Here is a 13,574-nt window from a genome sequence, read left to right as displayed (position 1 = left end):
ATCAAATGCTTACTTTAATTATCAAACTCATGAGTATGATTTTACTTGAATTCATTAACCTTGTCCAATATCATACTGACAAGTATGATTTATATGGAGTTAATTATGACTAGTGCAATTTGGATAGGAAAACTGCTTTCATCAACTCAAAATAAAGGTATAACTCTCGCATTCCTCGGCGCGGTATTAATGAGTTTTGATCCTATTTTTATAAAAAGTTCAGGGGTTGAAGGTAAAGATGCTGCTTTTTTATTTGGGTTCTTTTCAGCAATATCCATGCTGAGCTTATTACATACCACCAATGACAATGGGCTAATTCAGAGCCTTAAACAAGAAGGCGCTCCACTTTGGATATCAGGTATATTGATGTTAATCAGCGCAAGCAGCTTAGTGCTCGGCCTGCAATATACTTCTGTGACTAATATCTTTGTCATGTTCTGTGCGTCACCTGTAATAACCGCAATTTTCAGCCGCATACTTTTAAAAGAGGCTGTTACCAGCGTTACTTTGATAGCGAGTGCGGTTGTTATTTTAGGCGTATTAACTGTGGTATCTGGTTCATTAAACACAGTAAATATTTTAGGGGATGGTTTAGCATTATTATCTGTAATGAGTTTGTCATTTAACCAAACCTATTTACGTAAGCACAAAGATGTGAAGCGTGTTGCTACTATCGGTGTAGGTGGATTATTAATGGCATTACTCTTGTTTTGGTTTGTTGAACCTAGTCAGTTTTCAAAAGAAACTTGGCTCATTATGGGGGCTATGGGCTTATTTACAGCCCCACTAGGAAGGGTTTTATCTCAAGTAGCTACTCGATATATAACCGCAACAGAAGTCGGCATGATCCTTATGTGCGAAGCAGTGCTAGCACCTTATTTAGCCTTTCTATTTCTCGGCGAGATCCCCAGCAGTCAAAGCATCATTGGCGGAACATTAATCTTTGTTGCCGTTTTTTATTTTGTTACTCAATCAGCACGTAATACTCAATAATAGAGGAAATTAATATGTCGAATAGCAGTTTAGTTAAATTCACCCAAGCACTCAACGAAGAGTGGGGAGTTGTATCCTCCGCTTTAACCTTAAAAAGTAAGCAGTTACTTGAAGATCTATCGCAAACTTGTCTTAATGATGATTGGTATAAAGATTTAGTAAAAAGTAAATCTCCTGCAAAGGAAATCTACAGAAGCGAAAAGCATAGGTTCATTTTGATGGGACATGTTGAGCAAAACGGTGAACTTAGCCCACCCCATGATCACGGCAATGGGTGGGTATTGTACTCTACTGTAACTGGTCAAGTGGATATGGGCATATATCAAAAGATTATTAAGACAGACGGTTCATTACATCTTGTCCAAAAAGACGCATATCCATTAAAAGCCGGTCAATGTAGTGTCTATCTTCAGGGTGATATTCACGATACCCATACTGTTGAAGACAATACGGTGATGTTAAGGCTAACAAGCTGCGATTTTAATAAAGAAGTTGAAGAGGGCCGCTTAGTTAGGTTTATGAAAAATGTAGAAAAATGGTAGATGATTTAGCAGAGATTATGAATAGCATGCTCATAATCTCTGCTTATTTGCAATAAAACCAGTCCTTATCTACAGCGTATTAATTAGCCCTTCTGTTATAAATCATTAGCTTAGTTACTTTCTCAGCCCATCAAACCGTGAATGGCAATTAAGCCACCAAAGCGGTCGTTCACTTAAATCTTTGTGGCTTACTTGTACCAATAGCAGGCTCTTGTCCGCTATTTTAACAATAAAACGATTACTTGCTATTTCGCTCTAAATGGTTAATTAATCTCTGCTTACGACTAACGTATATGTCATAACCATCATCACCTTCTTTTGAAAGTTCCAATGAAGTATTTACCTGCTTCAAAGACTCTTCAAGTTGCTTGTTTTGTTCATAGGCATAAGCTAAACCGTTGTATGCACTCGCCATATCAGGGTATAAGTCAATGTTATATCTAAAGACTTCAATCGCATTTTTAAAATCTTTATTCTGAACTAGATAATACCCTAGCTCTCGCATTACCCACTCTTCGGCAATAACCGAATGGCCTCGCTGCTCCGACACTCGGTTATAATAGTTTTTGATTGAACCTACTCCTTCCTTTAGTTCTGAGTTAGGCATTGTTAGGGGTAAAAAAAGCTTATGATAAGCATTGAATAACCCTGCAACTGAGGTTAATCCGTGAGGGACTTCAGGAAAAAAGTCGGTAGCTAGATTAAAATTCTTAGGCTTGTTTGGCTCAATACCAGCAAGCATATCATCATAAACTTTACGCATCTGAATATTTTCAGAGCCTATGTTCATATACAAGTAGCTATTAAGTTCTTTTGTAATAGACATGAATTCCTTTAACTTTTTGGCGGTTTTATGATCTCCCCACCAAACTGCTGGGCTATATGCTATGTGAGCATCAAACAAATCAGGTTTGGTTCTCAAAGTATGTAGCGTGAACAAGCCTGCAACTGAGGCACCAGCAATAACCTTAAAATCTGTAGTTCTATATTGTTTGTTTAAATGGGGGAGCAACTCAGTTTCAATGAACTCCAAAAACTTATCAGCACCACCACCTTCACCGAGAGGTCCTCTTGGATCTTCATTCACATATGGGGCTAAATCTCTCAGTCTGTTTGTATTTTCTATCGCTACTTATATAACTTCTGGAGCGGAACCCGCATCATATAGCGTTTTTAAAATTGTGGATTCTTTAGGAATGTTGCCAGCGCCGTCTAATCTGAGGATAAGTGGGTATTTTTGCTCGATATTTTTAAAGTAAGACTCTGGAAGCTGTACAGCTATATTACGCTCTTCATTTAAAACTTTAGAGGTTATCGAAACAAGTTGCAGTAAAGGTTCACCAGCCTGAACAATTGAAGCGGTGAAACAGAGTAAGATTGCTGTGGAAAATCGCTGAAACAAATGCATTAAAAATGTCCTTATTTATTATGGTTTGCCATTATTTTAATGAAATTATTAAAAAAATTGAAGGAACATTAATCCTGAACTAAAACTCACGCTCTATTGAAAATATTATTAATGTTTTTTTCAGAGATAGTTGTCCGCTTTGGTGTGTTAACTATCGCTTAAATTCCTCCTGTTGAATGGCAGTTACACGCACATAACTGCCCTCGAAGTTGAAGGCATGAAGATCGACTATAGTGTGTTTTCAATCATTTTGCGAATGACCGTCCCTCGTTCAAATAACGTAGTTGTACGAATGCTGAAAATGGGTAATTGGCCTAGCACTAAAGTCATCATTAATATTTCTTTTAGTAATCAAGAACCAAAGGTATTTTTCTCAAGTTCCATTTAAATAGTGTTTCTCATATCACTGTCACACGAAAATAACCGATGTTTAAAAAAGAGGTTGCATGTAGCAACCTCCCGCTAATGCTAAAGCTCATTACCATTAATGTCTTTAGCGTCAAGCTGATTGCCATCAGGGCCTGAATCTCTTATTGGGATCAACGCTCGAATAGCATTGGAATTAGGGTTTGCCGCATCTGGATCGGTTAACGTTTCTAAAAATGTCACGATAAGATCAATTTCGGCATCGCTTAAATTATTAGAAAATTCAGCATTGCCTTCTAGTAGAGCTGTCGAGACTGCTAAACCATTCGGAGCTAAAATGTCTGCGCAATTGACCAGCGACGCAAACTGAGGTAGCTGACACATTTCATTATTGGCAAAGTAATCTTCAATTGATGCTCCGTGGTCCCGATAATGTTCAACATTTCGCTTTAAAGTTGCAAATTGCCCATTATGTCCCCACGGGCCCGTAATAGCGACATTTAAAAGGGTTGGAGCACGAAATACTCCAGGGCCATTAGGGCCTTCAGCACCCCAATCGGCATTATTTTCCTCTTTACCTATCCCTATTTGCGGGTAGTTTCCAGGCAGTTGTGCTTGAGTAGTAAAAAAAGCGCCAGCATGGCAAAAAGTACAACCTGAATTACTGGACATAAACGTAATTGCTCCGCGTTTTTGATCACCAGTTATTGCGGCATTATCACCATCAACATAATTAAAGAAAGGATTATCAATAAAAAGCTGTACCGTTTCGTAAGAAGCAATTGCATTGGCAATTCTAGAGTAATTGATGAGGTTGTCGCCAAATGCAGCTTGGAAGAGCGGCTCCCATGTTTGCTTGTCTAAATTATCAGCAAGATTATTCTCGCGATATGCAGTATGTTCAGACAAATTATTTTCATCGTAGCCAAATTGAGTGACGTCACCCATTTCAGAAGCAGCTGTAACTGGAAAATGGGCTTGTGCTGCTAGCAAGGTTAAAGTTGAATTATCACCCACTTGCACAACCGTATTGTTAGTAACATCGGTTGATTCAGTTGTTAGACGATTACGCCTAATTTCGGTGCGATTGTCCCAAAATAAACCTCTCGTCCACAAAGCAGTGTTACATGTCGCCGGAGAGCTTCTTGGTACAATGGGAATAGTATTATTTTCATCTACACGGCCTAAACCAAGCACGTCATGATCAAGTGCATTAACACCAATTGGCATAGACAAATTATCACCACCACAGCCCAGTGCAGGGTGATGACATGAAGAGCAAGACGTGTCTTGGTTAGCACTCAGTGATTTGCTGTGAAATAACCGTTTACCCAATTCAATCATAGCTGATGTTTGTTCACTGCGAACACGGGCAGCAAATGCCCTCATATCTTCCAAATGCGAGGCCATACTGTTGTGAGCTAACATAGCCTGTAAGCAGTTATCTAGCGAGCCTTCATTAATCGTTAAGGCATTTCTTTGATTGTCACATTCAGCAAAATTTATTATACGGTCATTAACAATTTCTGTTTCAGCGCCGTTATTTAAGCCAGTATTGGTGTTATTAATTAATGTTTTTACCGTAATGGCTACCGTTTGTTCTTCGTCGGTAACATCACCAGTTGTCAGCAAATACGAATATTCAGTATTAATACTTAGGCCGCTATCAACATAAAAGCTGTCTGTTACATCTGCTAATTTAATATTGTTACGATAAATGCTAATTTCAGCACCTTCATTAAGCCAGGAAAGGCCAATGCTGGTGCCAGAAAATGCATTTGCTATCGCCTGCTTAGGCGCCGTTAGTACTACTGGAGCGCTTAGCGTAGTAACAGAGACACTCGTAGATTGCTCACTCTCATTAATGCTACTGTCAATCGAACTAACGCTATAGGTATAGCTCGTTTCAGGTAACAGATCGGTATCGTCAAATTGCGTATCCGTGACCTGGCTAATGTTCACGCCATCTCGAAAAATTTTATAAGCGACTACCGAAACGTTATCTGTAGACTCCGCCCAAGAAAGTGCTACAGAACTTGCGGTTTGGTTTTGAATTGTTAATTGTTGGGGAACACTTGGCACACTGCTATCTAGCTCGTTACTTGGCGTATCAATATTACTGCTACTGCCTCCACCGCCACATGCAGAAATGAATATTAAAATAAACAATATCGCCAAGATGTTTATATTATTTATCGCTTTTAGCACTACTAGTTTATAAAAATATTGCACCGATACCACCTTTTGAATTTCAGTTTACTACAAAGAACACTCTTCATTACTCGGTTATATTTGAGTCTAGGTAAATAATCGAAATATTAAAATATGGTAAGGAGTAAAGTTATGTAAAGATTAGCGCGATGCTATTTCATCGGCTCTGAACGTGCAGCAAGGGCGTTTGAATATTGCCATACAAAAGCTTGTTAAATAACGCACAAAAATATTCAGAATGGCAAGAAATTTCAATTAACTGATTGCTTAATAGAATCAGTCTTAGCAATACTAAAATTGCAAACTATCGACACACCAAGGCGCAAGGCTATTGGCTAAGGCAAGTTGTGATTCATAACATACGCAAACAACAGAATTAGATATTTCACTTGAACAGAACAGGACAGAGCAAAACTTAATTGCTACCAGTTGATTTTATTAATTTTTATTACTAAAAGCTATTTTGAAGCAAGCACCACCCAGTTTACTTTCAGTAACTTCAATAGTGCCATGATGCTTGTCTACAATGGAAGCAACAATAGCTAAACCAAGTCCACAACCACCAGAATCTCTCGAACGACTTGGGTCTAAACGCGTAAACGGTTCAAAAATTCGTTCAGCTTTACCAGGGGGAACCCCAACACCGTCATCATCTATCCAAATCCTAATATCTGATTCACTCGCCTTTACACTGAGGCGACAGCTATTTTTAGCAAAACGACCGGCATTGCGCAGCAAATTTACTAACATGCGCTTAATAAGCTTACCATCACCCTGCATAATTACTGGCTCTGGCATGTGCAGGGAAAAACTAATTTTAGGATAAAATGCGCTAACTTGCTCAATACTTTCTTTACATATATTGGGGCAGTCTAGAAGCTCGTATTTTAATGCCGATTGGCTGTCTTTTATTCGAGCGTAATATAGCAACTCTTTTACTAACTCATCTAAATCAGTTAACGAGTTATGCATACTTTCAGTTAAACGAGCATGTTCATCGGCAGGTGTATCTTCCAACATATCTAAAGCAAATTGTATTCTTGCCATCGGACTTCTAAATTCATGCGCTACACCATGCAATAAATCTCTTTGTGATAACAGATGGCTTTCATTTTCTTGCTGCGCTTGCGCTAAGGATATTTTAAGCTGCGCTAGAATTTCTGTTGGTTTTTCATCAGCTTTAACAGCAACAGGTAGTGACAAAATGTCCTGTATTAACTTTTGTTGCTTTCTCTCACTGTAAGTCAAATATCCATAAGCAAAAATTAAATTTAGACATATTGCCATCGCCCAGGCAAACCAATCGTAAATAAATGAAAGCAATGAATTAAAAGGAATAGGGCCAAGCTCAGCAACAAATTCATCATTAAGCGGGTAATACACCATAGCACCTGTAAAATCGGCAACACCTGAGGCAGATTGCGGTGAGTTAATTAGCTGCAGAATATCATTAGAGAAATTATCGCTATTGTTAGCCACTATTAAACATTGTGTATCATAAGCGCTCGCAAGTTGGTTCGCTTTCAATTGCCAATTTTCAGCATTTGTACCATTAAAAGCTTCATGTACTTTTTCTTTAGTTACTAACAAATAATTATCATATTCTTGGTAAATGAAATCTTCAACTAAGCTATATATATGGCTATGCAACAAACTTGCAAAAATTATATTAAGCAAGAATAGTAAAAAAAGTAACGATAACTTATGCTTCATTTTACTTTGCAAGTAGGTAGCCTTTATTCCTGATAGTCTTAATTATATTGGGCTCTTTCGAATTGTCAGAAAGTTTTTTTCGTAATCTTGAAATACGTAAGTCGATAGAACGATCTAAGCCATCATAGGCAAGGCGAAAAATCTCCTGATGTAATTCATCGCGTGAAATAATTCTGCCTGCATGACTTGCAAGTACCCATAATAAATCAAACTCTGCACAAGTTAATGATATTTCTTGTTGATGATAACTCACTTTGCGCTTTGTCGCGTCTATCACTAACTCGTCAGATAGCGCTGTTTTAATATTAATATCTAACTGTTGACTTATGTGAGTATGCCGACGAAGTTGAGCGCGAATATGAGCCAATAAAACTCTAGGTTTTATTGGCTTACATAGATAGTCATCAGCCCCCACTTCAAGGCCAGTAACTTCATCAATATCGTCATCTAACGCCGTTAGCATAATGATTGGACCAAAAAAGTCTTCTCTAATTTGCCGACAAATAGATAAACCATCTAACCCTGGCAGCATTAAGTCCAAGACAATGAGATCTGGCTTTAGCGACCAAATACGCTTTACCGCATTATCACCATTCGACTCAATTTCGACGTCAAAGCCATTCATTGTTAGAAACTGGCTGATTAAAGATGTTAATTCCACATCATCATCAACCAGAAGAATTTTTTCTATCGCCAATGGACTTAAACCTCTGCAGTAATAAGAAGCTTCATGCTATTTCGTCAAACTCGCTAAACATTTCTGGTAAATCTCTTGATTAAATTGTTTAGCGTAAGCATATGCTGCCTTTTGCTGTTGACGTTGCTCTGTCGTTTTCAAAACATCGCCACTTTTAATCATAGGCTTTAAGCCACATTGTGATTTCAGCAAAGAGATGTCAAGTTGCTCTAGTCCTGGCACTACAATACGACGGCCTTTACTATGTAACAGATTGAAGTCTTTCTTTTCTACCGCCTGTTCAACTGCAATAGAAACTTCATTTTTTAGCGTTTGCTTTATTGCACTGTCCGCACCTAACTGTTCGCTTTTTATATGATGAGTACAACCACTAATTTGTAGCAACCCCATTGCAAGTATTGTCGATAAAAAATAATTTTTAAGCATTATGCGATCCTCTTGTTCTGGTTCGATTTAATGCTAGTAGTAAAACTATTAGTAAATAATACATGCTACCACTACTAGAAGAACTGCTGGCCGGTTCAACTGTTGGAGGTGTAACAGGAGGCGGTGTTACTGGTGCTGCAGTGACCGTTATTGATACCTCCGTATTCGCGGTACCACCTTCCGAATCTTCAATGGTATAGCTAATAGTTTCGGCACCATTAAATCCACTCGCTGGAGTATAATTTACTTTATTATTAGCAATAGTGACGGTACCGTTACCTGAAGCGCTAACCGTTTTTAGAGTAATAGTATGCCCATCTATATCACTATCATTAACTAGAACATCTATTTCGTTATTACTAGAATCTTGAGCAACTGTCGCGCTATCGGCAATCGCGGTCGGCAAATCATTAACGGCATTAACATCAATACTTACCTGAAAAGGGTCACTAACGAGGTCACTAGATGTTGCCGTCATATTCACTTTGATATTGCCATTAAAATTCAACATTGGCGTGACTGTTAAGCCATTAAAGCTATAGTTTTCACCGGCAGTGATTGTCAGGCTATCAATACTTAGATTATTCTCAAAGTTTAACAAGGATGCACTTAACAAAACATTAGTATCTTCATTGATATTAATGTTGTCTTGCCCTGTAAATACAGGTTTTGTAGGAGCTGCGTCTGTTGAACTTATTTCAAAATCTGCGTTGTTAATAGCAAAGAATATATTGTCACTACAAGCTATTTTCACTCGTGCTGTAGTCGTTGTTAAATTAGGTAAGCTAACATTATGACTACCATCATTAGTAACATCACTTGCTAATGTTTGACTAAAACTAATACCTGAATCGGTTGATAATAATATATCAACAGCAGCACAAGATATGGGTGCCTTTTCAGAATCAGCCGTATGCCATGAAACTGTTTGTGCCGAACCATTCCAATTGGTAATATCGTTGACACTAAAACCTTGTTCATTACCAACAACATTGATCTTCATAGCATCATCAACAAGGTTATTTTGATTGTCACGTACGACAAGGCGAAAGTTTAACTCACGTGTAACGCTTGGCAATGCTTCACCATAACTGGCCTTGTTAGCAAGAATATCTGTAAGTTTAGGTAAGGTACGTTCTGCATTATTTGTTGGGCTAAAGGTTCGAAATAGCGGTCGGCTTCCATCATCGATTGCATCTTCGGCTGCACTGTTACTTTGCGCACCTAAATCATGCTGTTCCCAACTATAACTCAAGCTGTCACCGTCAGGGTCAGTCGCTGTCCCTGTTAAGGTAAACGGTGTGTTTGCTGGTATTGTACGATTAACGCCAGCATTTACTGTTGGTGCATCATTAGCTAAGCTCGACGTTGTGCCACAACTTGACAAGCGAGAGGTGAAATTCCTAATTTGATCGATTGAATGAATATGAAAATACGGATCTGAATTACCTTGTATATTTTGGCCATCACAAATACCCGCGTAACCCATAATGGTTGAAGCACTGCCAGGTTCATAAGCACTAGTTGCCCAGCGATTTCCGTCACACGCGCCTTGACCACCATTGAATGTATGTTCAGCGCCAAATTGATGACCAATTTCATGTGCAACATAGTCAATATAGAAAGAATCAGAGGTTGGTCGGCCACTCCCCGTTACACCTTCTGCCTTGATACTGGTACAAACCACTTCAAACCCAGCTAAACCGCCACCACCAGTGCCAACAAGATGACCAATGTCATAGTTCGCGGCTCCAATAGCACCATCAATCACACCAGCATTGACGTTAATATCTTCATCCGTGTTAGCAAAAGGATCTGTACTACTATCAGTAAAAATAATGCTGTCATTGTTTGCTACTAGCTCAAATTTTATTGATAGGTCACGCTGGTAAACGTCATTCAGCCGATTAACTAGCGTTACCAAAGCCGCCAGTGTACTTTCTTTTGTACCGCCGTGAAAAGCGGCATATTCACCGGTTGTAGCAATAGCAAGCTTATAGGTTGTTAAAGTTGTCACTTTTGCACTGTTTGTCAAAGCTCTTTGCGACTGAATACTTGTCGTAGTTACATTTTTCTTACGTGGTGGCAAGCGTTTTGAAAATTCAGTTTCAATGATAGGCTTTGCGTCTTTACGATAATAGTTATGATATTTACTATTACTATCTCTGCTACTTGGATCGATAAATACTTGTTCTACACCTTGGCTGAATACCCCATGAAAACCCTGCGGGGTAATATCAAAATGGCCGGTATTATTAGCGTTTCCAACTTGTCGACCAGAAAATGTTTTAATGCCCGGATATTTCGCAGCAAGCTCAGGGTGCATAACTTGTGAGGCTGTTAATTCAAATTTAACATATCGGCCATCTGGCAAGGGTAAATCAACCAACAGGGTATTATTATTTAAAAGCTGCTGCTCAAGTGTAGTAATATCAATATTGAAGTATAAGCCTGCTTTGGCTTTACTATTAATATTGGTATTAGGTGTTTGTACTGATTCAGTCAAGTTAGATGCTTGCCAAATTCGTTTATCAATCACAAGGTTTGAATAGTCGCTTGCTTGAGCAAAGTTTAGTGCCCCGACAAGACATGATAAGCCGACAAATAATTTTGATTTAACCATTTTAAATTCCTGCATTTACAACTTTGAATTTACATCATAGCGTTTGAAAATATAGATGTTAGTAGCGAATTGTCTACTATTTGTATCAGCTTTGATACATTGAGTTATGCAGAATAGCTTATCATGAATTAACAGAATATTAACAAACATGTTGTTCGAGAAATTAAAAACGCTTCCAATTGGAAGCGTTTTTAATATCTATTAAACTCTATTTCTACGTATCAGAGCCCTTACTATCGGTTATATCTTCTTCTGATATAGCTACCAGCAAATATAGCCAGCGCAAATAAGGCCAAACTCGATGGCTCTGGAACTCTAGTTGTGTTGTCAATGGGGTCACGTGCCCAAACATTAAGGTGGGAGATACCTTTACTGCCTAAATCCATCGTATTTAAAGTTCCCCCTAGTTGATAGGGTGTAAGAAAATTTAACGCTGGGTTATTTTCTGCAGCAAATATTGTCTTAAAATTAAAATCATATACAGCAAAGCCACCGCCGCTTTTTTGATTACCAGCTTTGACTGAAAAAGCTAAATGGTCAAAAGTTGACGGACCTAATAATTCTTGAACATTATCGATAATATCGAGTTTAGTCGTTAACAACCAATCAATGGAATCACAGTCTGTTAAATTGTCACCCACGACATTACATGATAATGACAAAGTTAATAAGTCACTCACATCTAATGTCAATAATGGGTCATTTAAAGGAGATGGACCAACTGTGCTATAGGATATATTACCTGCGGCATTATTTTCTGAATCAAAATGAGCTAAATGAATCCAACCTGGATCATCTTTAATACCGTCAGCATCTAATGCCTGAAAATCACTAGGATCAACAAATTCTTCACCATTAAAAATGTCTTCACCATTTAGTAATCCATCACCCGCTTGGCCAATATTAGGGCTGGGAGAACTCAAACCACCTGCGTCATCGTTTCCTGGATAAACACCTACACACGCGGTAGCATCATACGAAGTAGAAAGTAAATTAGTACCTGATGGCTGCCCTGAAGGAAGAGGTGGGGCTACAATTTGTTCAATACTTGTAAGTGTTGCGCGAGTTACATCACATGTTCCTGGATTAGCTATAAAGCCCGCAAACGCAGACTGAGCCACCAATAAAAATAAAACTATTAATATTTTGATAGAATGCAACATAATCTATGTTCCTCAAGATTAACTTTAAGTGTTGCTTAACTCTTCATTGCTTAAACTAAGAAGTAATCACTTATTTTTTAATTAAATTGCATAAATCACGCCACATAAAAAAACCTTAAATTACAGCAAATTAAAATCAACTGAAAAACCATGTTTTCACAATTGTTAAAATTACTGACACTCAGTTGAAGCGACTAAAAAAAATACCTTGCTGCCACTTGCCATTGGCGTTCTACTAAGTTTATAGGTTGATTTAGGTACATACGTGCAGGACGGTGGCTATTCAACCAATTATATTCCACAGATAACAACCAAGGCTTACTGTAGCGATAGGTGTAGCTAAATGTCGCTGATTTACCGTATTCATTATTATTATCACCGACAGTGTTGTCGTTGTCCGTGACTGAAAACTCTTCTAATCTTATCGTGGTTCGATGTTTTTTAAATCTTTTTGATAATGCTAAATAACCACTAGAGTAATCATTATTTACTACATCCATTTTTAGTGGACTTTGCATCAAGGTATCGCCCGATAAATATTGCCCACTTAATTCCAAGGCATAAGGCAAACGCCAACTAAAACCAGCATGAGTAAAACGAGTTCGCCAACCATATTGGCCATTTTCAACCCTATAAGGTGTCGCTTTGTTATCGTAATAACCTAAGGTTATTTGACCTTTATTATGTACCTTTATTTTACTTCTTAAGTGAAATCCCCAATTGTCATCAAGCTCTAAAAAAGGATCAGATTTAGCTGCCTGGCCATTCAGATCATAGCCTGGCATGCGAGCTGCGAAATCAGGAATGGCTTTCGATTCCGTCCATAAGGTTTGACGATTGCCAATTGTCCAACCATGCCAGGAAAGTAAAGCGCCAGCGGGGTCATTGTTAATAAAAGCCGTGGCAGCAACGGTAAGATCAAAATTACTATCAGAGAACTTTCCTAATCTTGTTAATGCAATTTCGCTACCTAAAACTCGAATTTCTTCGCCAATCCAGGTATTAATTGCTGAAGAGTTGAGGGTATTTCGACTTGCCCATGCAAAGGCATTATTTTCTAGTGAGATTTCAGGATAAAAAATACCTGCTTTGGTTTGCCAACGATAACCATCACTATTGGGTAAACTGCGATATTTAAGAAAGGCTTCCGTAAAGCCTATTAGTGTGTCATTTTCATCGCTGTAAGCATTGGCAACCATATGTGCACTAATACCTGTATCCCACTCAATCGAAAGCTCTATACCAGCTTGTGCTAATGAAATATTTTCGCCATTGCCGCTAGTAAACTTTCCATACCCACCATCAACATAACTTTTAAGGGTTGATGCACTGGTAGCTCGCACATCAAGCACGCCATGCCATTTATATTCAGTAGCATATGCGGTGGCAAAACTAACAATTAATGCAACCACTACCAGTATTTTTAACAAAG

9 protein-coding genes and 1 pseudogene are annotated in these 13,574 nt (G+C 38.3%); 2 read left to right on the top strand and 8 right to left on the bottom strand.

Features of this window, described 5'->3' with window-relative positions:
• The first annotated feature begins 105 nt into the window (after positions 1 to 105).
• Both AC27E9_RS01365 and AC27E9_RS01360 read left to right on the top strand, forming a co-directional pair.
• The gene (locus AC27E9_RS01365) at positions 106 to 993 is read left to right on the top strand and encodes a DMT family transporter (RefSeq protein WP_487126539.1); all 888 of its coding nucleotides are present in this window, start codon (positions 106 to 108) and stop codon (positions 991 to 993) included.
• Positions 994 to 1,007: 14 nt separating this feature from the next.
• Positions 1,008 to 1,535: a hypothetical protein gene (locus tag AC27E9_RS01360; protein WP_487126537.1), complete on the top strand. Its 528-nt coding sequence runs from the start codon at positions 1,008 to 1,010 to the stop codon at positions 1,533 to 1,535.
• Positions 1,536 to 1,773: 238 nt separating this feature from the next.
• Here AC27E9_RS01360 and AC27E9_RS01355 read toward each other — a convergent pair.
• The 8 genes and pseudogenes from AC27E9_RS01355 to AC27E9_RS01320 form a co-directional block, all read right to left on the bottom strand.
• Positions 1,774 to 2,943, bottom strand: a pseudogene (locus AC27E9_RS01355) (alpha/beta hydrolase).
• Positions 2,944 to 3,411: 468 nt separating this feature from the next.
• Positions 3,412 to 5,541: a cytochrome c peroxidase gene (locus tag AC27E9_RS01350; RefSeq protein WP_487126535.1), complete on the bottom strand. Its 2,130-nt coding sequence runs from the start codon at positions 5,539 to 5,541 to the stop codon at positions 3,412 to 3,414.
• Between the two features lie 417 nt (positions 5,542 to 5,958).
• Complete coding sequence (locus AC27E9_RS01345) at positions 5,959 to 7,170, bottom strand: sensor histidine kinase (RefSeq protein ID WP_487126533.1); 1,212 nt, start codon at positions 7,168 to 7,170, stop codon at positions 5,959 to 5,961.
• 64 nt (positions 7,171 to 7,234) lie between these two features.
• Positions 7,235 to 7,924, bottom strand: a complete 690-nt coding sequence (locus tag AC27E9_RS01340; RefSeq protein WP_487128255.1) for a response regulator — start codon at positions 7,922 to 7,924, stop codon at positions 7,235 to 7,237.
• A gap of 42 nt (positions 7,925 to 7,966) precedes the next feature.
• Positions 7,967 to 8,356 carry a hypothetical protein gene (locus tag AC27E9_RS01335; protein WP_487126531.1) on the bottom strand — a complete coding sequence of 130 codons (390 nt, stop codon included), beginning with the start codon at positions 8,354 to 8,356 and terminating at the stop codon, positions 7,967 to 7,969.
• Positions 8,349 to 10,979 carry a reprolysin-like metallopeptidase gene (locus AC27E9_RS01330; protein ID WP_487126530.1) on the bottom strand — a complete coding sequence of 877 codons (2,631 nt, stop codon included), beginning with the start codon at positions 10,977 to 10,979 and terminating at the stop codon, positions 8,349 to 8,351. The genes AC27E9_RS01335 and AC27E9_RS01330 overlap by 8 nt, the downstream gene beginning before the upstream one ends.
• 233 nt (positions 10,980 to 11,212) lie before the next feature.
• Entirely contained in the window at positions 11,213 to 12,142 is a 930-nt protein-coding gene (locus AC27E9_RS01325) for a PEP-CTERM sorting domain-containing protein (protein ID WP_487126528.1), read from the bottom strand.
• A gap of 194 nt (positions 12,143 to 12,336) precedes the next feature.
• On the bottom strand, positions 12,337 to 13,572 hold the full coding sequence (locus tag AC27E9_RS01320; protein ID WP_487126526.1) for a hypothetical protein: 1,236 nt from the start codon (positions 13,570 to 13,572) through the stop codon (positions 12,337 to 12,339).
• Positions 13,573 to 13,574: the final 2 nt, after the last annotated feature.

Source organism: Colwellia meonggei, assembly GCF_057537295.1.
Note: the sequence above shows the minus strand (reverse complement) of the source record. Positions and strands in the feature narration are given on the sequence as shown.